The 18,926-nt window shown below is 63.6% G+C and carries 18 protein-coding genes; 13 read left to right on the top strand and 5 right to left on the bottom strand.

From position 1 onward, the window contains the following. Window positions 1-47: 47 nt before the first annotated feature. Window positions 48-794: a CPBP family intramembrane glutamic endopeptidase gene (locus LD110_RS09930; RefSeq protein WP_225498634.1), complete on the bottom strand. Its 747-nt coding sequence runs from the start codon at window positions 792-794 to the stop codon at window positions 48-50. 428 nt (window positions 795-1,222) lie between these two features. Here LD110_RS09930 and LD110_RS09925 point away from each other — a divergent pair, with 428 nt between their 5' ends. The 6 genes from LD110_RS09925 to LD110_RS09900 all read left to right on the top strand — a co-directional run bounded on the left by LD110_RS09925 (window position 1,223) and on the right by LD110_RS09900 (window position 6,990). Next, complete coding sequence (locus tag LD110_RS09925; RefSeq protein WP_225498633.1) at window positions 1,223-2,704, top strand: amino acid permease; 1,482 nt, start codon at window positions 1,223-1,225, stop codon at window positions 2,702-2,704. A 148-nt stretch (window positions 2,705-2,852) separates the two neighbouring features. Then, window positions 2,853-3,311, top strand: coding sequence for an SRPBCC family protein (locus LD110_RS09920; RefSeq protein ID WP_225498632.1), 459 nt, complete (start codon window positions 2,853-2,855; stop codon window positions 3,309-3,311). Further along, complete coding sequence (locus tag LD110_RS09915) at window positions 3,311-3,973, top strand: pentapeptide repeat-containing protein (protein WP_225498631.1); 663 nt, start codon at window positions 3,311-3,313, stop codon at window positions 3,971-3,973. The genes LD110_RS09920 and LD110_RS09915 overlap by 1 nt, the downstream gene beginning before the upstream one ends. 118 nt (window positions 3,974-4,091) lie before the next feature. Then, window positions 4,092-5,321, top strand: a complete 1,230-nt coding sequence (locus LD110_RS09910) for an acetyl-CoA C-acyltransferase (protein ID WP_225498630.1) — start codon at window positions 4,092-4,094, stop codon at window positions 5,319-5,321. Beyond that, window positions 5,318-6,130, top strand: a complete 813-nt coding sequence (locus LD110_RS09905; protein ID WP_225498629.1) for an enoyl-CoA hydratase/isomerase family protein — start codon at window positions 5,318-5,320, stop codon at window positions 6,128-6,130. Before LD110_RS09910 ends, LD110_RS09905 begins: the two co-directional genes overlap by 4 nt. Then, window positions 6,127-6,990, top strand: a complete 864-nt coding sequence (locus LD110_RS09900) for a 3-hydroxyacyl-CoA dehydrogenase family protein (RefSeq protein ID WP_225498628.1) — start codon at window positions 6,127-6,129, stop codon at window positions 6,988-6,990. Before LD110_RS09905 ends, LD110_RS09900 begins: the two co-directional genes overlap by 4 nt. 217 nt (window positions 6,991-7,207) lie before the next feature. On the opposite strand, the gene LD110_RS09895 is transcribed toward LD110_RS09900, so the two are convergent. Next, window positions 7,208-8,035, bottom strand: coding sequence for an SGNH/GDSL hydrolase family protein (locus LD110_RS09895; RefSeq protein ID WP_225498627.1), 828 nt, complete (start codon window positions 8,033-8,035; stop codon window positions 7,208-7,210). A gap of 168 nt (window positions 8,036-8,203) precedes the next feature. Then, entirely contained in the window at window positions 8,204-8,380 is a 177-nt protein-coding gene (locus tag LD110_RS09890; protein WP_225498626.1) for a hypothetical protein, read from the bottom strand. Window positions 8,381-8,661: 281 nt separating this feature from the next. On the opposite strand from LD110_RS09890, the gene paaZ reads away from it, so the two are divergent. Further along, complete coding sequence (paaZ, locus tag LD110_RS09885) at window positions 8,662-10,764, top strand: phenylacetic acid degradation bifunctional protein PaaZ (RefSeq protein ID WP_225498625.1); 2,103 nt, start codon at window positions 8,662-8,664, stop codon at window positions 10,762-10,764. A 66-nt stretch (window positions 10,765-10,830) separates the two neighbouring features. Here the strand turns inward: paaZ and LD110_RS09880 are convergent, their stop codons facing one another. Beyond that, window positions 10,831-11,064, bottom strand: coding sequence for a hypothetical protein (locus LD110_RS09880; RefSeq protein WP_225498624.1), 234 nt, complete (start codon window positions 11,062-11,064; stop codon window positions 10,831-10,833). Window positions 11,065-11,196: 132 nt separating this feature from the next. On the opposite strand from LD110_RS09880, the gene LD110_RS09875 reads away from it, so the two are divergent. Continuing rightward, window positions 11,197-11,604 (top strand): VOC family protein, encoded by a 408-nt coding sequence (locus tag LD110_RS09875; RefSeq protein WP_225498623.1) that lies wholly within the window; start codon window positions 11,197-11,199, stop codon window positions 11,602-11,604. A gap of 98 nt (window positions 11,605-11,702) precedes the next feature. Here the strand turns inward: LD110_RS09875 and LD110_RS09870 are convergent, their stop codons facing one another. Beyond that, window positions 11,703-12,446 carry a FadR/GntR family transcriptional regulator gene (locus LD110_RS09870; protein ID WP_225498622.1) on the bottom strand — a complete coding sequence of 248 codons (744 nt, stop codon included), beginning with the start codon at window positions 12,444-12,446 and terminating at the stop codon, window positions 11,703-11,705. Window positions 12,447-13,015: 569 nt separating this feature from the next. On the opposite strand from LD110_RS09870, the gene LD110_RS09865 reads away from it, so the two are divergent. The 5 genes from LD110_RS09865 to LD110_RS09845 all read left to right on the top strand — a co-directional run bounded on the left by LD110_RS09865 (window position 13,016) and on the right by LD110_RS09845 (window position 18,925). Further along, entirely contained in the window at window positions 13,016-14,383 is a 1,368-nt protein-coding gene (locus LD110_RS09865; protein WP_225498621.1) for an MFS transporter, read from the top strand. A gap of 307 nt (window positions 14,384-14,690) precedes the next feature. Then, on the top strand, window positions 14,691-16,718 hold the full coding sequence (locus LD110_RS09860; RefSeq protein WP_225498620.1) for a dihydroxyacetone kinase family protein: 2,028 nt from the start codon (window positions 14,691-14,693) through the stop codon (window positions 16,716-16,718). Then, window positions 16,715-17,185, top strand: coding sequence for a ribose-5-phosphate isomerase (locus tag LD110_RS09855; RefSeq protein WP_225498619.1), 471 nt, complete (start codon window positions 16,715-16,717; stop codon window positions 17,183-17,185). The genes LD110_RS09860 and LD110_RS09855 overlap by 4 nt, the downstream gene beginning before the upstream one ends. Beyond that, window positions 17,169-18,131: a triose-phosphate isomerase family protein gene (locus tag LD110_RS09850; protein ID WP_225498618.1), complete on the top strand. Its 963-nt coding sequence runs from the start codon at window positions 17,169-17,171 to the stop codon at window positions 18,129-18,131. Before LD110_RS09855 ends, LD110_RS09850 begins: the two co-directional genes overlap by 17 nt. After that, entirely contained in the window at window positions 18,128-18,925 is a 798-nt protein-coding gene (locus tag LD110_RS09845; protein WP_225498617.1) for a sugar phosphate isomerase/epimerase, read from the top strand. Before LD110_RS09850 ends, LD110_RS09845 begins: the two co-directional genes overlap by 4 nt. Window position 18,926: the final 1 nt, after the last annotated feature.

The following is an 18,926-nucleotide window of genomic DNA, read 5'->3' as shown; positions in this document are numbered from 1 at the left end:
GATGTAGAACTCGTTGCGCCCGCCGCCCGGTGGTGGCCGGTTCGGGGCTAAGGGGAGAGTTGCTGGAGCTGGTTGATCAGGTCCGGCGGGATCGCGTAAATGAGGATGGCCGCCAGGAGGTTCTTGGAAGCATGAACAAAGTAGGAGAACATCACGTTCTTGCCCGTCCAGACGTACACCGCCACCAGCACAACGCCCATCCCTAAGTAGGGCGCCAGCGCCGGCAGCTCGATGCCTTCCCGACCAACCACGTGGATAAACGAGAAAAGGAACACGGAAGCGGCGCAGCAGATCCAGATGTTGACGCGTTTGCTCAACTTGCCGATGAGCAGGTGGCGGAAGATGTACTCCTCCACAAAGGGGCCCACAACAACCAGCAGCGGGATCACCAGCCACGGGGGAATCTGCTGGACCAGGTTTTCCACGGCCAGTTGGTTTTCGGAGCTCCGCGGGGTGCCTGTGATTGTCACAAAGAGAACGCTCAGGACCAGCATGGCAACAACGGACAGCGGAACCATCATGAGCGTGAACCAAGGCCGTGTGGCAAGGATGCGCAGGTCCCGCGACACGACTGTCCGGGAAGCCGTCAGCGCAACAACGCCAACCGCGGTGTAGAAGGCCAGGTTTACCGCAAAAGTCGCCGAGGCAGGGTCGCCAAAGAAGGGCCTGAGGAGCGGGACCAGCAAGGTTCCGGCCAGTGAGAAGAAGGCAACAATGCCCACGTAAAGTACGACCGCGGCCGTATCCAAGCCTGAGAAATCGTAAAGCCTGCCGGGCGGCGGTATGGTCCGCATAACCCCAGCCTACGTGCGTTTGGCGCCCTTGGTGGACTCGTAGCCTGATCGGCTCGCGTTTGGCCAGCGCGCGACGACGGTGGGTTGCCCGCCGATGGTGATTGTCGCCGTCGGCGAGTTGCCCGCCGATGGTGATTGTCGCCGTCGGGCCCTGCTGTTGTGCTCTGTCCGAAGCCGCGAAGACTATATTTTTTGGGCCGCCCAACGTCTTGGATCGGCTTGTTCTGGGCGGGTCAAGGACCGCCGCGTGTTGTGTGCGTCACTTGCACCCGGTTTCACAATGTAAGATGGGCTTGCCGGATGTCCGCTTCGATGATTCAGCAGATTGCTTAAATAAACACACCCTGTTAGGGACAAAGCCCGAATATTGTGTGTGCAGTCCTGCCATTGACGCGCCGGCACCTTCCCAACAAAATAAGGAAAGCGCTGTGCCTCAAGACACCACGACAGACCTTCGGCGTGCCCCGGCCACCCCGGAAACGCGCCCCGCTACTTCCGCCACTTCCACTAACCTCAGCGTTGAGGGCTACGAAAAATCCCTGGGCCGCCGCCATGTCACCATGATTGCGATGGGCGGTGCCATTGGCGTCGGACTGTTCATGGGAGCAGGCGGCCGCCTCGCCTCCACGGGTCCGGCCCTGATCTTCTCCTACGCCATTGCCGGCGTCATCGCTTACCTGCTGATGAGGGCCCTCGGTGAACTCGTCATGTACCGGCAGACTTCCGGCTCCTTTGTCAGCTACACCGGAGAAATGTTCGGCAAAAAGGGTGCGTACCTTTCCGGCTGGATGTATTTCATCAACTGGGGAATGACCGGCATCGCGGAGCTCATCGCGATCGGCCTGTACTTCCAATTCTTCTTCCCGGGCGTACCGGTGGAGGCGTCCGCTATCGCCGCTCTCTTGCTGCTGGTTGCGGTGAACCTGCTGAGCGTCAAGGCCTTCGGCGAGTTTGAATTCTGGGCTTCCGTGCTCAAGGTCGGTGCCATCGTGATCTTCCTGGCCGTTGGCACCTTCATGGTGGTCACCAACGCCCAGGTGGGCAACGGGCACGCCTCCGTGGGCAACCTCTTTGCCAGCGAGGGCGGGCTGTTCCCGCATGGCGCCCTGGTGATGGTCCTCGTCCTCAACGCCGTGATCTTCGCGTACAACGGCATCGAGCTGGTGGGCATCACCGCCGGCGAAATGCAGGACCCCGCGCGTGAAGTTCCCAAGTCCATCCGCGCTGTTGTGCTCCGCATCTGCGTGTTCTACATCGGCTCCGTGCTCCTGCTGGCCATGCTCCTGCCCTCGGACCAGTACAAGGCCGGTACCTCGCCGTTCGTCACTGTGTTTGGCCAGATGGGTCTCGGCTGGGTGGGTGACGTTATGAACATGATCGTCATCACCGCAGCCCTGTCTTCCTGCAACTCCGGTCTCTACTCGATTGGCCGTGTCTTCCGTACCATGGCCAACAACGGCCACGCTCCGCAGTGGCTCACCAAGATGTCCTCCCGCCACGTCCCGTACGCCGCCATCCTGGCCATCGGAGCGTTCTACCTGGTGGGCATCCTGCTCAACATCTGGCTTGGCGGTTCCCACGCCTTCGACCTGGCGCTGAACACCGCGTCCATCGGCGTGATCTTCAGTTGGGGGTCCATTTTCGCCAGCCAGATTGCCCTGCGCCACAAGAAGGGCAAGGTTTCCAGCCTGCCGATGCCGGGATCGCCGTGGACCAGTTGGGTTGGCTTGCTTGCCCTGGCGGCCATCACCGTCCTGATCGGCATGGACACCATGACAGACAAGGCAACGGGCGAGGTCTTTATGCTCGGACTCTGGACTCTGGCATCCATCCCGTTCTTCGCCTTGCTGCTGTGGCTCGGCTGGCGCAAGGTCAAGGACAACGAGCCGAAGAGTGAGTTGTTCGCGTAACTCCTGAGCATTTGATTGCTCCGCAGGTATCCGTCTGAAATGCGGGTACCTGCGGAGCAATTCGCTTTTTATCCACATACTGGCTCTCGCCCACATACGGGCCTGCGGGGCTTAGAAAGCGTCGCACCCCGGCGCTAGGCTCGACCTTATGGAGCACAGCACCAGCCTTACCCAGCACATCCGCGCTACTCCGGAGCAAGTGTGGTCCGTTATTACCGATATCCCGGGGTCCGCGAGGACGCTTTCCGGAATCGACTCAATCCAGATGCTTAGTGAAGGCCCCTATGGTGAGGGCACACGCTGGAAGGAGACTCGATCAATGATGGGCCGCAGCGAGACCGTGGAAATGTGGGTTGCAGACGTCGAACCCCGGCGGAGCACCACGGTCAAGGCCGTCCAAGGCGGAGCAGACTACACCAGCCGCTTCACACTGCTGGAGAGCGACGGCGGCACGGACCTTACGCTGACCTTCGGCGCCGAGGTCATCAGGCCAACTTTCTTTAGCCGGTTAACCATGGCCCTGTTCGGCAAACTTGGCATGAGCATGACCCGCAAGGCGCTGGCCAAGGACCTTTCTGAGATCGCAGCGAAGGCGGAATCACTGTGATGGCCCAGGCGAAGTCAAAGGTCACGGCGCCCCGCCTTCCAGGCGTTCATCTTGGGGAGTTGCGCGAGGAATCGGATCCGGAGTTTGAGCGTGGCGGATCCTATGACGGGCTGAGGTTTAGTCGGGCGTCGGCGGAAGGCCAGGACCTGGCGGGCGCTGATTTCATCGAGTGCGAACTCCAAGGCGTCAACCTCCATGAAGCCCAATTGCGTGGTGCCACCTTCAGGGACTGTGTCCTCACTGAGCCGTTTGCGCCGGTCCTGCTGGCGTCCCGCAGCACATGGCGTGAGGTCCGAATCAGCAATCCACGCTGGGGCTCCGCCGAATTCTATGACGGAACATGGGAATCAGTGTCGATCGAAGGCGGCAAGCTGGACTACGTCAACCTGCGCGGCTCCAACCTCACGGACGTCCAGCTCAGCGGCTGCATCATCAATGAACTGGACCTCGGCGCCTGCACCGCCTCGCGGGTGGCGTTGAAGAACTGCATCGTGGGCACCTTGGACGTCACGGCGGCCAAGTTGAGTGACGTGGACCTGCGGGGCAGCGACTTCGAGGGTATCAATGGCATCGGCTATCTTGCCGGCGCGGTCATTGACGACTACCAACTGGGACTGCTTGCGCCCCTGCTGGCAAAACACGTCGGACTAAGGGTGGTTTGAGGCCAGGCCGGAAGGGTGGATCTGTTGACCCTCGGAGCACACCGTGTAATCTTTATAGAACGAACGGTCGGTAAATTATTCAGTTAGCGACCATGCTCCCTGCGCAAAGGATGTTCTCATGGTGGAGGCTTTTCTTGTTGGTGGTGCCCGCACCCCGGTCGGACGCTACGGGGGTGCCCTCTCGGGTGTTCGCCCGGACGACCTGGCTGCTTTGGTGGTGGCCGAGGCGGTGGCTCGGGCCGGCGTCGATCCTGACACCATCGATGAGGTGATCCTGGGAAACGCCAACGGTGCCGGTGAGGAAAACCGGAACGTCGCGCGAATGGCCACCCTCCTTGCGGGACTTCCGCTCCACATTCCCGGAATCACGGTGAATCGCCTTTGTGCCTCGGGCCTCAGCGCCATCATCATGGCTGGCCAGATGATCAAGGCGGGCGCCGCGGACATCGTGGTTGCCGGTGGCGTGGAGTCCATGAGCCGCGCTCCGTGGGTCCAGGAGAAGCCCACTGCGGCGTTTGCCAAGCCAGGCCAGATCTTCGATACCTCCATCGGCTGGCGTTTCGTCAACCCCCTCTTCCAGAAGGGTGAGCTTTCGCGCGGTGGCAAAATGACGTTCTCCATGCCGGAAACCGCGGAAGAAGTTGCCCGAGTTGATGGAATTACCCGTGAGCACGCGGATGCCTTTGCCGTCCGCTCGCACGAGCGCGCCATCGCGGCGATTGATGGGGGCCGCTTCAAGGACGAGATCGTCGCGGTAACGGTCAAAACGCGCAAGGGTGAAACGGTCGTGGATACTGATGAGGGGCCTCGCCCCGGCACATCCATGGACGTGCTGTCAGGTTTGCGCCCCGTCATTTCCGGCGGTTCGGTGGTGACTGCAGGCAACTCGTCCTCGCTCAATGACGGAGCCTCGGCGATTGTGGTGGCGTCGGAGGCTGCCGTGGCCAGGTACGGCCTGATGCCGCGCGCGCGCATTATCGACGGCGGTTCTGCCGGATGCGAGCCGGAAATCATGGGAATTGGCCCGGTTCCCGCCACGCAAAAGATCCTGGCCCGGTCCGGCCTCAGTGTTGACGACTTGTCCGCGGTGGAGCTCAACGAGGCATTCGCCACGCAGTCCCTTGCCAGCATCCGCCGCCTGGGATTGGACCCGGAGATAGTCAACAACGACGGCGGCGCGATTGCCCTGGGCCACCCGCTCGGTTCCAGCGGCTCCCGGATTGCGATTACCCTGTTGGGCCGGATGGAACGCGAGCTAGCCTCGTCGCCGGGCCGCAAGATCGGACTGGCGACCATGTGCATAGGTGTCGGCCAGGGTTCAGCACTCCTCGTGGAAGGTGTGTCATGACGCTCAACCCGGCAGAATTCTCCACCCTCCTGATTGATGAGGCTGACGACCGCGTCACCGTGACGCTCAACCGGCCCGAGGTCCGTAACGCCATCGACCAGCAGATGGTAGATGAACTGCACCGTGTTTGCGGTGAGTTGGAGCGCGAACCGAAGATTCTGATCATCACGGGAGGGGACGGCGTTTTCGCCTCGGGCGCGGACATTGCACAGCTCCGGGAACGGCTTCGCGACGACGCCTTGCAGGGTATCAACTCCACCATCTTCGTCCGGATCGCCAAGCTTCCGATGCCCGTCATCGCAGCCATTGACGGCTACTGTCTGGGCGGTGGCGCGGAACTGGCCTATGCGGCGGATTTCCGCATCGGGACGCCGAGCGTGCGCATTGGCAATCCGGAAACGGGCCTGGGAATCCTTGCAGCGGCTGGGGCCAGTTGGCGCTTGAAGGAATTGGTGGGCGAGCCGCTGGCCAAGGAGATCCTGCTGGCCGGCGCCGTGCTGCGCGCGGAGGAGGCGCTCCGCATCAACCTGATCACTGAGATCCACGAGGCTCCCCAGCTGATGGATGCTGCCCATAAGCTCGCGGACCGGATTGCCCGCCAGGATCCCTTGGCCGTGCGCATCACCAAAGCAGTTTTCCATGCGCCGGCGGGAGCGCACCCTCTGGTGGACACCCTGGCGCAGGGCATCCTCTTCGAATCCCAAGCCAAGTTTGACCGTATGCAGGAGTTCCTGGACAAGAAGGCAGAGCGCAAGGCTGCCAAGGTCGCGGAACAACCCACCCCAGAGGCAGACAGGATCCAGCAATGACCGTAGCCAAACCACTTCCGCACGTGATCGGTGTACTGGGCGGCGGCCGCATGGGCGCTGGCATCGCGCACGCGTTCCTGATCAAGGGTGCCACCGTGATCGTCGTCGAACGCGACCACGAGGCTGCCGCAGGTGCGCACGCCCGCGTGTCAGACGCCGTCGGGAAATCCGTGGCCCGGGGCGCCTTGGAGGAGAGTGCGGAACAAGCGCTGTCCCGCTTCAGCACATCGACGGATTACGAATCATTCAAGCATTGCGGCTTGGTAGTCGAGGCTGTCCCGGAGGATTTCGGTCTGAAAGTCGCGGCGCTGAAGGAAGTTGAGAAGCATCTTCCTGCGGACTCGTTCCTGGCATCGAATACTTCCTCGCTGTCCGTCACTGCGCTCGCCCACGAGCTCTCCCGGCCGAGCAGCTTCCTGGGCCTGCACTTCTTCAACCCCGTGCCGGCCTCAACGCTCATCGAAGTGGTGGTGGCCAAGGAGACCGCCCCGGAACTCGCGGAACTGGCCAAGGCCTGGACCACGGCGCTCGGGAAGACCGCCGTGGTGGTCAACGACGCACCCGGTTTCGCCTCGTCGCGGCTGGGGGTGGCCATCGCCCTTGAAGCGATGCGCATGGTGGAGGAGGGTGTCGCCTCCGCGGAGGATATCGACAACGCCATGGTCCTGGGTTACAAACACCCCACCGGTCCGCTCAAAACCACAGACATGGTGGGCTTGGACGTTCGGCTAGGCATTGCCGAGTACCTGCATTCCACCCTCGGGGAGCGGTTCGCGCCCCCGCAGATCCTCCGGGACAAGGTGGCGGCAGGGGAGTTGGGGCGGAAGACGGGCAAAGGATTCTACGACTGGTCGGAGTGAGTCCGTCCGCAGTTTGGGGCTTCGTGGCGAGCATGCCTCGCCCGGGCTTGGGGCTCGCCTGCGGCTTGGGGCTCGCCCGGGCCTGGGGTTCGCCTGCGGGTTGGAGTTTCGCCCTGCGGCTTGGGGTTCGCCCGGGCCTGGGGTTCGCCTGCGGCCTGCGGCTCACCCGAGCCTGGGGTTCGCCTGCGGCCTGGAGTTCCGCCTGGCGAAGCGCGGGTTAGCCTACTCCAACAAAGGAAGCAGCCACGGCTGCCGAGTAGCCCTGAATGTGCCCTGTAGCCGTGGGGTGGAATAACTGTTCAGGCTGAGTGGGGCAGTTGACTGTCGGAATGCACAGGGATGGCGGACCGACGATCCAGGGATCTGAGGATCCGACTCCGTGGTTGATGAAGCGGTCCGTGACGCTGACGTACCGCGCCCTGCTCAACAACGCTGAAAGTGCGATGGACGCGTTCAGCAGGTCGGTAGCCCGGTTGACACTCTGCGTGGTAGCCAATTGCTCGGGGGTCATGAGCGGGTTGGACGTAAATAGTCGCGGATAACCTGTCAGAACTATCTGCGCGGATGGCGCTTTCTGGCGGATCGCCTTCACCATCGAAGCAATTCGACCCGGAAGCTTTGGCAGTTGGATGGCCACCGAGTCGAAAAGAGCTGCCTGGCAGGCCGGGGAACCGGGTGCCTTGGTGCACGTGGCGGCGACATTTCCGGCACCCACGTCGTTGCTGCCCACTGTGACTGTGACGAGCGCAGCGTTGGAGGGAACAAACGGCAGCTCCAGTTGGACAACTGAACCGGTGGTCGCTCCGAAGCATGCCACGTTCACGCCTCCGAGGCTGGAAGGATAGGCAGCCGGGGTCTGGTGGCAAGGCGGACTGGACGGCCCGCCACCAGTCCCTGCTGCGATGGAATCGCCCAAGCCGACGTATACAGTGGCCGGAGCCGCCGCTGCCGGTCCCGTGGAGAGCCCAGTGAGGAGGGCGAGCCCGGCCATCATTGCCACGAAGCGCATCAGGCGCCGCTTGGGCGTTTGGGTCGTGGTTAGCATCGTGACGCCTCCTCGGAGCGGCGATGCGGCCGGCGGCCACAGGGTTTCGGCGCTCAGGGTTGAGGCTACGCCGAAGGCATCACGTTGTAACGGGTGGTCGGTACCCTATTTGCTGCCTCAGCTGGCTTCGCGTGAGCTGACTCCACGTCATTTCGGGGCCGTGCGAGCTCACTCTGCTGCGGTGGCAGGCCTTTCTGCCAGGCCCGCGACCTCGTCATGCCACCAGCCGGCCCAGGCTGTGGAAGTCAGTTGGCCGCTGGGGAAATCCGTAGTGTTATTGCCCTCACCCCACGAGCCGCTGAAACCTTTTCGGCCGCCGTCAAGAAAGAGGGTGATTCCGCTCAAGAGAAACATTGTTGGTGAACTTCCCTTCGTTGCTGGACCTCGTTGTCCAAGTGTCAAGAAGCGTAGCCGGTCAATGTTTCTTTTCTGCGGCGGCATGTTTCCGGAGTGTCTCAGCTTCCTCACCTGCCGGGAATCTGGGACGGGACTAGTGTGCTGAAGCGGAACGTCATGTACCCTATTTACATTACCGAACGGCCGGTCAGTAATCATCATCCCGCCAAACGCATGGGAAGATCCCTGGCCCAAGCCGTGAGACCCCTCCTTGGAAGGACCCGTCGACGATGACCACAGCCGCATTCGCCCCCGAAGCCACTGCCGTTGAAACCGTCCCGAGCTTCGTGAAGGATGCCTGGTGGACGCCGGAGTCTGCCTCCCCCCTGGGCGTCCCAGTCCGGGATGCGAGCACGGGCGCCACGCTGGCCACAGTGAGCACCGAGGGACTCGACTTGGCTGCCGTCGTCGAATACGGCCGGACCATAGGCCAGGCGGAACTTGGCAAGCTGACTTTCCACCAGCGCGCGCTCAAGCTGAAAGAACTGGCGCAATACCTCAACGGCCGGCGCGAGGAGTTCTACCGCTCTTCGTACCAGACCGGCGCCACCAAGGTTGACTCGATGATCGACGTAGACGGCGGCATCGGCGTGCTGTTCACCTTTAGCTCCAAGGGTCGCCGCGAGCTTCCCAACTCCCAGGTTGTGGTGGACGGACCCATGGAGGTTCTGTCCAAGGATGGTTCATTTGTGGGGGAACACATCTACACTCGAATCCCCGGCGTCGCCGTCCAGATTAACGCGTTCAACTTTCCGGTGTGGGGGATGCTGGAGAAATTCGCGCCCGCCTTCATTGCGGGTGTCCCCACCATCGTTAAGCCGGCCACACCAACCGGCTACGTGGCGGCCGCGGTGGTGAAGGCCATTGTCGAGTCCAACATCCTTCCTGCCGGATCGCTGCAACTCATCTCCGGCCCCGCGCGGGACCTGATGGACCACCTCGACTACCGTGACCTGCTCGCCTTCACAGGTTCCGCGTCCACCGCCAACTCACTCAAGCAGCACCCGAGCGTCGGCCTGCGCGGCCTGCGCTTTACGTCCGAGACAGACTCGCTCAACGCCGCAATTCTCGGTCCCGATGCAGTCCCTGGCACACCTGAGTTCGACGCTTTCATCAAGTCCGTGGTCACCGAAATGACCGTCAAGGCCGGCCAGAAGTGCACAGCGATTCGCCGCACCATCGTGCCCCAAAACCTGGTGTCCGATGTCGTTGCCGCCATCGGCGAGCGCGTGGAGCAGCGCGTTGTTGTAGGCGACCCGCGCGCCGAGGGCGTCACCATGGGCGCTCTCGCGTCCCTTGAGCAGCTCTCCGACGTTCGCGCCGCCGTGCAATCCATGCTCGACGCCGGCGGTGAGCTCGCCTACGGATCGCTCGATTCGCCGTCGGTCACCTCCGCGGACGGAACCGTTGGCGTCGTCGAAGGCGGCGCGTTTATGTCCCCAGTGGTGCTGAGCTGGGACGACGTCGACGCCGAGGCCGTCCACTCGCTGGAAGCCTTCGGTCCCGTTTCCTCCGTGATCGGCTACTCAGACCTCGACGACGCCGTGCGGCTCGCCGCCCGGGGCGGCGGTTCCCTGGTAGCGACGGTCTGTACCAACGATCCGTCGGTGGCTTCGACTTTGGTGACAGGGATCGCGGCCCACCATGGCCGGGTCCTGATGCTCAACCGGGAAGACGCCCGCACGTCCACGGGGCACGGTTCGCCCGTCCCCCACCTGGTCCACGGTGGCCCCGGCCGGGCCGGCGGTGGCGAGGAACTGGGCGGAATCCGTTCCGTGCTGCACCACATGCAGCGCACCGCCATCCAGGGTTCGCCGAACATGCTTACAGCGGTTACCGGTGTTTGGCACACCGGCGCCGACCGAAACTTCACCCTTGAGACCGAGTCCACGCACCCCTTCCGGAAGTCGCTGGCGACGCTCCGGGTCGGCGATGCCGTGCGGTCCGGGCTTCGGCAGGTGACGTTGGAGGACATAACGGCTTTCGCGAACTCCACGGGTGACACCTTCTACGCCCACACCAACCAGGAGGCGGCTGAAGCCAACCCGTTCTTCCCGGGCATCGTGGCTCACGGCTACTTGCAGCTGAGCTGGGCGGCGGGCCTGTTTGTGGAGCCGGCGCCGGGTCCCGTGCTGGCCAACTACGGGCTGGAGAACCTGCGCTTCGTCAAGCCGGTGGCGGCGGGAGATTCTTTCCGAGTAACCCTGACGGCCAAGAGGATCACGCCCCGCGAAACTGATGAGTACGGCGAGGTGGCCTGGGACGCTGTGCTCACCAATCAGGATGACGAGATCGTGGCCACATACGACGTCCTCACTCTCGTCGAGAAATAGTTCGTCTAAAACGCAGTAACGGCAGTCCTGATCGTTCGGATTGCCGTTAGTTGCGTTTGATGAGGCTTAGCGCCGATTTCGGCGGAGGAGGCCGGTGATAAGCAGTATCAGGCCAATTGCGCCGACCAATAGGCCGTAAATGGTGTGACGGCCACCGACGGCGCTCAAAACGATCGCGAAAACCATAAATCCGGACAGGATGGTCAGGCCGATGATGATTAGCGCCCGGCCGCGGTGATGTCGTGGTCCCTTGCCTCCGATTGGCGGTAGCCACGGCGGAATTTCGTCCGTCCAGTTCACGCGCACAGTTTATGCCTGCCGGCCTCATGGGGCGACGGGTTGCGCTGCGGATATGGGGAGCTGGACCACAAAACCCATCGATTTGGCGACTGGGCCGAGCGTAAGATGCATTCCGTAGGAGGTGGGTGTTTTATGAAATTTGCCCTTGATACAGCCACTACCGTTCTACCGGTCGACGACGCCGCCCGGGCCCGGAACTTCTACGCCGAGAAGCTCGGACTCCAGCACCGTGGGATGACATGGGACGGAAATGACTTGTTTGGCACAGCCGGCGGCCACACGCTGCAGCTGATGCCGGTCCAGGACGGAAAGCATTCGGAGCATACCGCCCTGAGTTTCGAAGTTCATGACATCGAGCACGTTATGGAGGAAATGGCGGCCCAAGGCATCGAGTTCCAGGACTACGATTTGCCGGAAATGAAGACTAAAAACCACATTTGGACCGCACCTGATGAGAAGAGTGCCTGGTTCATGGACACTGAGCACAACATCCTGTGTATCCACGAATCGCTGGGCGTCCAGGCGGAGTACCAGCTCTAACTCCGGAGAAAGCCTGGCATCACTCGAGATGGCAGTTAACGCCGGTTCCAGGCGCTGGGATTGGCATTAACTGCCATCTCGCTGTGTGGGGGACTGCGTTACTGGGCGGCGTCGTAGCCAGCTAGCAAGCGGCGCGACGCCGTTCCCATATGCGATGCCATGGCCTGGGTCACGGCCTCGACATTCCGCGACTTGAGGGCGTGGAAGATTTCCCGGTGCTCGGCCAGCGCAGCAGCGGCATGGCCTTCGTCGGTAAGGGCCCGGTCCACCCAGATTCGCAGAAGTGATCGGATGCTCTGTAACAGTTCCAGGAGTACCTGGTTCCCGGACGCAGCTGCAATTTCCCGGTGGAAGGCGGCGTCGGCTTCAACAAAAGCGCTCAGGTTATGCAGGCTGGCTTCCATTGCGTCCAGGTTTGCCTGCATCCGGTCCAGTGCTTCGTCCGTGATCCTTCGGGCAGCAAGCTGCACGGCCTGAACTTCCAGCCCGCTGCGCAGTTCGACGAGCTCGCGCGTGCGGGGTTCGCCGAGCATTAGCCCCCAGCTGAGCGTGCGGGGGAGTAGTTCGGAAACTCCGTCCCGCAGATACGTGCCGGAGCCCGGCCGTACGATGACAATTCCCAGGATTTCCAGCGCCGCCAGTGCTTCCCGGATTGCGGAACGCCCGACGCCGAGCGAGGCTGCCAGTTGACGCTCGGCTGGGAGCCTGGTTCCTACCGCGATGTCGCCGCTGGTGAAGTATGCGAGCAGCCGTTCCGCGACCTCCGAGACAACGGAGCCATGCTCCATCGGCGTGAGGGCGGCGCTCATTTTGGCCGCTGCAGCGGCGGAATTTCCTGACACCTTCACAGGGTAGCAACCGGATGACCGATCTTTGCCCAGGCTGGCCTGGGCCTGGCGGCCTCCGCTAGTGACCTCGACTGCAAGCCTTCATCGCTGACGTTGACAGATGGCGCCGGCGCCGCTGAAGCATCTGCCGTGCCAACCCGTATTTTGGCGGAGGCCGCCGATCGGGCGGCCTCCGCCAGTGACCTCGACTGCAAGCCTTCACCTCTGACGTTGACAGATGGCGCCGCCCCCGCTGAAGCATCTGCCGTGCCAACCCGTATTTTGGCGGAGGCCGCCGATCGGGCGGCCTCCGCCAGTGACCCCGACTGCAAGCCTTCATCGCTGACGTTGACAGATGGCGCCCCTACGGCACGGCCAAAGCCCCCACCGCCGCCTCACTGAACGAGCGAGCAGAAAATCATTGCAGTCAACCGGTTGACCAATTTTCGTTTTGGACCTATCGTTTTTTCAAGCGCTTAAAGCCGGTCGTGCCCGCACGGGCAGGTCCGGACTGAGAAATCCAACCCGAACACGTCCAGAGAAGGGCGCTTCCCCCAACGGGTGGAATACACCAAGGAGTCAACGTGGACACCACGCAAACGGCGGTCGAGCGATCCGCCATCAAGAAGGTCGCGGTTCGGCTGGTGCCGTTCGTCGCCCTGATGTTCTTCATCAACTATTTGGACCGCACGGCCATCTCCTTTGCCGGCCCCAACGGCATGAACACGGACCTTGCGCTGAACGCGGCGCAGTTCGGTTTTGCGTCCGGAGTCTTCTTCATCGGCTACATTTTGCTGGAGGTCCCCAGCAACCTGGCCCTGCACAAGTTCGGTGCCCGCCGCTGGCTGGCCCGCATTATGGTCAGCTGGGGCATCGTCTCCCTGCTGTTCACTTGGGTTGGAAATGTTGAGCAGCTCTACATCCTGCGCTTCATCCTGGGCGTGGCCGAGGCTGGCTTCTTCCCTGGCGCCATCCTCTTCCTGAGCCTCTGGGTTCCTGCCAAGCACCGCAGCAAGATCCTGGCCCTCTTCTACCTGGCACAGCCGCTGACCACCGTGATCGGCGCTCCGTTGGCCGGTGCCCTCATCCAGCAGCACGGCCTGTTCTTCGGCCTCGAAGGCTGGCGCTTTATGTATTTCGGCGTGGCCCTGCCCGCCATCATCATCGGCATCATCTCCTGGTTCTACCTGGCAGACTCCCCAGCCAAGGCCAAGTGGCTCACCGCCGACGAGAAGACTTGGCTGACCGGTGCCCTGGAGAAGGAAAAGAACGAGACTGTTGCCAGCAACAAGCACGTCAGCGTCCGTACCGTGTTCGGCAACGGCCGAGTGTGGGTCCTGTCGCTGATCTACTTCGGCTTCATCTACGGCCTGTACGCCCTCGGCTTCTTCCTGCCGACCATCATCGCCGGCTTCGAAGGCATCTACGGCACAAAGTTCGACGTCCTTCAGAAGGGCCTCATCACAGCCATCCCGTACCTGCCCGCAGCGTTCGCTTTGTACTTCTGGTCCAAGGACGCCACCAAGCGCGGCGTCAAGACGTGGCACATCGCGATCCCGGCCCTCGTGGGCGGCCTGAGCATCCCGCTGGCCCTGTTCGCTGGTTCCCCGGCAGCAACCATCGCCGTCATCACGATCACTGCCATGTCCATCTTCGCGGCCCTGCCCAACTTCTGGACCGTGCCTACGCAGTTCCTGACCGGCGCTGCGGCAGCTGCTGGCATCGCGCTCATCAACACCGTGGGCAACCTGGCAGGTTTCAGCGCCGGATACATCACGGGTTGGTTGAAGGACTGGACCGGTAACTACACCGTTCCGATGTTCGTGGTGGGCGGCTTCATGCTCCTGTCCTGCATCCTCATGGTCGCCCTCAGCCGCGCCGGACGCGTCAGCCAGGGCGTAGCCGCCGAAGCGCTTGATCCCACAGGCGCCGGCCACCACGCGGAGCCGTAAGTCTTTGGCGGGCCGCCGGGACCGTCGGCCCGCCGCAAAGCAGAGCGTCCGACGTCGTCCCTCACCCCGGGCGACGAGCCGCCGCAAAGCAAAGCGTCCGACGTCGTCCCTCACCCCGGCGACGAGCCGCCGCAAAGCAGAGCGTCCGACGTCGTCCCTCACCCCGGCGACGAGCCGCCGCGCCGATTGACACCGCACCTGCCCAGCCAGCCCAATCAGCCCCGGTCAGCCCATTCAGCCGGGAACAGTACATCCGGCCTAAAAACCGCCACGCAAAACCGCAGCCACACAACCCAGGAGAACCGCAATGACCCGCCTTTACAACGAGCCTTCCGCGTTCGCTGATGAGATGATCGAAGGCTTTGTCGCTTCCCATGGCCGTTGGGTGCGCCGCGTTTCCGGCGGTGTGGCCCGCAGCACGCGCAGCACCCCGGGCAGCGTGGCGTTGGTGATTGGTGGCGGCTCGGGTCACTATCCGGCCTTCGCGGGTCTGGTGGGGCAGGGGCTGGCGCACGGCGCGGCGATGGGCAACCTCTTCGCTTCCCCGTCCGCGCAGCAGGTCTACAGCGTGGCGAAGGCCGCTGATAATGGTGGCGGCGTGCTGCTCAGTTACGGCAACTATGCCGGTGACGTGCTGCATTTCACCCAGGCCCAGGACAAACTCCGGGCGGACGGCATCGACTGCCGTAGCGTCGCCGTCACGGACGACATATCCTCCGCGCCGTTGGCGGAGAAGCACAAGCGCCGGGGTATTGCGGGTGACCTGACCGTGTTCAAGGTAGCTGCCGCCGCGTCCGAGGCCGGCTATACGCTGGACGACGTCGTCAAGGTCGCTGAACGCGCCAACCACCGCACGCGGTCCTTTGGACTGGCGTTCACAGGCTGCACGCTACCGGGAGCGAAGGATCCGCTGTTCACGGTTCCGGCGGGCCGGATGGCGGTTGGCATGGGCATCCACGGCGAGCCTGGCATCCGGGAGACGGACATCCCGACGGCGGACGAGCTAGCCGAGTTGCTGGTGAAGGACCTCCTCGCGGAGATTCCGGAAGACCTCGACGGCGGCACTGTGTCCGGCGGCAACGTCGCCGACAGCCGCGTTGCCGATGGCCGCGTGACCGATGGCCGCTTTGCCGATGGCCGCTTTGCCGATGGCCGCGTGACCGATGGCCGCGTTGCCCATGGACGCGTTGCCGATGGACGCGTCGCCGATGGCCCAGTTGACGGTGGCCGCGTCGCCGGCGGCCGCATTACCGATGGCCGCGTGACCGACCGCCGCGCCGACGGCGGCGTCGCCGAGAGCCGCGCGTCCGATGCTGGTTCGATGTCGAAGCGCCGAGTGGTCCCGATCCTGAACGGACTGGGCAGTGTCAAGTACGAAGAGCTGTTTGTGGTTTACCGCCGCGTCGCGCAGCTGCTTGAGGAAGCCGGACTGGAGATCGTGGACCCCCAGGTGGGCGAGCTGGTGACCAGCTTTGACATGGCCGGCACTTCCCTGACCCTGTTCTGGCTGGACGAGGAACTCGAATCCTTGTGGTTGGCTCCGTGCGATGCGCCTGCTTTCCGACGCGGTGCCGTCACGGCCCAGGCCCTGACCACGGATGAACTGGCCGCCTGGAACGACGCCGCCGGGAACGACGCCGCCGAACGTTCCATCCCGGTTGCTTCGGAAGAATCCCGTGCCGCGGCCGTCCGCGTCCTTGCCGCGCTTGGTGCCGCGAGGGATGTGATCGACGCGAACGTGGACGAACTGGGCAGGATCGACGCGGTTGCCGGCGATGGGGACCACGGCATCGGCATGGAACGCGGGGTGCACGCTGCCGCGGCAGCCGCCGCTGACGCCGTCGAACGCGGTGCCGGTGCCGGCACCACCCTGAACCTGGCCGCGGACGCCTGGGCGGACAAAGCCGGCGGAACCTCGGGCGCGCTGTGGGGGATGGCGCTGCGGGCCGTCGGGCAAGCTGTGGGGGACACCGACGCACCCACCGCCGCGAAAATGGCCGCCGGCGTTGCGGAGGCGAAGCGCTCGATCATGGACTTCGGCAAGGCCTCCGTGGGCGACAAGACCCTGGTGGACGTCCTCGCACCGTTCAGCGACTCGCTGTCCGAAGGCGTCACCGTCGGGCAGAACCTTGGGCAGGCCTGGGGTGCCGCAGCCAGCGTGGCCGAGCATGCCGCCGAAGCCACCGCGCAGCTGCTGCCCCTGATGGGCCGGGCCCGCCCGCACGCCGAAAAGAGCTTGGGAACCCCCGACGCCGGTGCCGTGTCCATGGCGCTGATTGTCAGGGCCATCCACAACACCCTCGTCAACCAGAGCACCCTGAAGGAGAACGCATGAGCGAGAAACTGCGGATCGTTGTCGGCTGCGACGACGCCGGATACGAATACAAGGAAGCCCTGAAGAAGGACCTGCAGGCCAGCGAACTCGTTGGGTCTGTGACCGACGTTGGGGTCGACGCCGAATCGCACACTCCGTACCCGTCCGTGGCCATTGCCGCGGCGGAACTGGTGGCCCAGGGCAAGGCCGACCGCGCGCTACTTGTCTGTGGCACGGGCCTGGGCGTCGCGATCGCCGCGAACAAAGTTCCGGGTGTCCGCGCCGTGACCGCGCACGACTCCTTCTCCGTGGAGCGCTCGATCCTGTCCAACAACGCCCAGGTGCTCACCTTCGGCCAGCGTGTGGTCGGCCTGGAACTGGCCCGCCGCCTCGCGAAGGAATGGCTCACGTACACCTTCGACGAGACCTCCGCCTCCGCACAAAAGGTCGCCCTGATTAAGGACTACGAAGGTGTCACATCCTGCTAACCCCGACGGCGTAACGCCCGGCGGCGGTTCTGTCGCCTCCGTAGCGCCCGGCGGTGGTCCTATCGCCTCCATATCGCCCGGCGGCGGTCCTGTCACCTCCGTAACGCCCGGCGGCCCCGCGCGCCGCACCGCGGTGATCGGCGTGAGCCTGAAGATGTACTTCGGCTACGAGCGCACCTTGGAATGGTGCCGCGCAGTGGCCGAGATCGCCTCAGCCCACCCCGCGGTGCAGGACGGCCGGATCGAGCTGTTCATCCTCCCGGCATTCCCCGTGCTTGTCGAGGCGACGCGGATCCTGACACCGACCCGTGCCGGCACGGGCTCGCAGGACCTTTTCTGGGAGGACCTGGGTGCCTATACCGGCGAGGTCAGCGGTTCCATGGTCGCCGAGATCGGTGGAGCCTACGCTGAGGTGGGGCACGCCGAGCGTCGCCGCATCTTCGGTGAGGACGACGATGTGATCGGCCTTAAAACCGCCGCGGCGTACCGCAACGGCCTCACCCCGGTGTTCTGCGTCGGCGAGCCCGCGAAAGGCACGGCCGAGGAAGCAATCGCGTACTGCGCAGCGGAAATCGATGCCGTTCTCAACCGGGCCGCCAGCATCGGGCGGGCCGGCCGGACCATTGTGGCCTATGAGCCGCAGTGGGCGATTGGCGCCCCCGAACCTGCCACCCCGGAATACATCAACAGCGTGATCGCGGGACTGGACGCCCACCTGGCCACCCGCGAAGGGCAGGACGACAGCCGGGTCATCTACGGCGGCAGCGCCGGACCCGGTCTGCTCGCCCAGCTGGACACCGCCGTCGCGGGCCTGTTCCTTGGCCGCTTCGCCCACGACCCCGCCGCCCTCTCGGCCATCCTTGATGAAGCAGTCCAGCGCCTCGAGGCCCCCGCGGGGCTTGGAACCGTCCCCCAAGCTCAAGAGGCAGCGGAGGTGTCAGCATGAGCCGGATTGGCCTCAGCAGCTACGCATTCTTCTGGCAGCTTTCGGACCGGGTGACCAGCCCGCTGAGTATCCACGACGCACTCATGCGTACCGCGGAGCTGGGCGTGGACCTGTTCCAGATTTGCGATTACGCCCCGCTGGAAACCATGTCCGACGACGACCTCGCCGCCATCCGCGCCACCGCTGATCGCCTGGGCATCACCCTGGAACTCGGCACCAAAGGCATCCGGCCCGACCATCTGGAACGGTTCCTGCATATTGGCAAGATCCTCGGAACAGGTCTGTTGCGGACCATGTTCAACATGCCCGGGCACACACCGGACGCCGACGAAGCCTACGCGATCCTCAAGGAGGCGCTGCCCGCCTTCCAAGACGCCGGAATGCAGCTCGCGATCGAAACCTACGAACAGGTTCCCACCGCAACCATCCTGGACGTCGTGCAAAGGATCGGCAGCCCGTACCTGGGGATCTGTTCCGATCCAGCCAACACCGTGGCGGCCCTCGAGATGCCCCGCGAGGTGATTGACGCCGTCGCACCGTATGTCCTGAACATGCACATCAAAGACTTTGCGTTCAGCCGCAAGGAGGGCTGGGTCGGTTTCACCTACTCCGGCGCGCCCCTCGGCGAGGGCCTTCTGGACTACGAGTACATGGTCCAAAAGATCCAACCCAAAGAAAGAAAAATCAACCAAATCGTCGAGCACTGGCTCCCGTGGCAGGACTCCGAAGAGGAGACCATCCGCCTCGAGAACCAGTGGACCCAGAAAAGCCTCGATTTCCTAAGGAGTAAATGAA

Source organism: Arthrobacter sp. M4 (assembly GCF_020251205.1).
GTDB lineage: Bacteria > Actinomycetota > Actinomycetes > Actinomycetales > Micrococcaceae > Arthrobacter.
The sequence above is the reverse complement of the archived record's forward strand: the minus strand, read 5'-3'. Positions and strand labels throughout refer to the sequence as shown.

Excerpts from the sequence above, each read along its gene's own strand:
- LD110_RS09845 (WP_225498617.1), top strand. The coding sequence starts at position 18,128 with ATGAGCCGGATTGGCCTCAGCAGCTACGCATTCTTCTGGCAGCTTTCG.
- LD110_RS09910 (WP_225498630.1), top strand. The coding sequence starts at position 4,092 with ATGGTGGAGGCTTTTCTTGTTGGTGGTGCCCGCACCCCGGTCGGACGC.
- LD110_RS09905 (WP_225498629.1), top strand. The coding sequence starts at position 5,318 with ATGACGCTCAACCCGGCAGAATTCTCCACCCTCCTGATTGATGAGGCT.
- paaZ (WP_225498625.1), top strand. The coding sequence starts at position 8,662 with ATGACCACAGCCGCATTCGCCCCCGAAGCCACTGCCGTTGAAACCGTC.
- LD110_RS09895 (WP_225498627.1), bottom strand. The coding sequence starts at position 8,035 with ATGCTAACCACGACCCAAACGCCCAAGCGGCGCCTGATGCGCTTCGTG.
- LD110_RS09900 (WP_225498628.1), top strand. The coding sequence starts at position 6,127 with ATGACCGTAGCCAAACCACTTCCGCACGTGATCGGTGTACTGGGCGGC.
- LD110_RS09860 (WP_225498620.1), top strand. The coding sequence starts at position 14,691 with ATGACCCGCCTTTACAACGAGCCTTCCGCGTTCGCTGATGAGATGATC.
- LD110_RS09915 (WP_225498631.1), top strand. The coding sequence starts at position 3,311 with ATGGCCCAGGCGAAGTCAAAGGTCACGGCGCCCCGCCTTCCAGGCGTT.
- LD110_RS09875 (WP_225498623.1), top strand. The coding sequence starts at position 11,197 with ATGAAATTTGCCCTTGATACAGCCACTACCGTTCTACCGGTCGACGAC.
- LD110_RS09920 (WP_225498632.1), top strand. The coding sequence starts at position 2,853 with ATGGAGCACAGCACCAGCCTTACCCAGCACATCCGCGCTACTCCGGAG.
- LD110_RS09855 (WP_225498619.1), top strand. The coding sequence starts at position 16,715 with ATGAGCGAGAAACTGCGGATCGTTGTCGGCTGCGACGACGCCGGATAC.
- LD110_RS09930 (WP_225498634.1), bottom strand. The coding sequence starts at position 794 with ATGCGGACCATACCGCCGCCCGGCAGGCTTTACGATTTCTCAGGCTTG.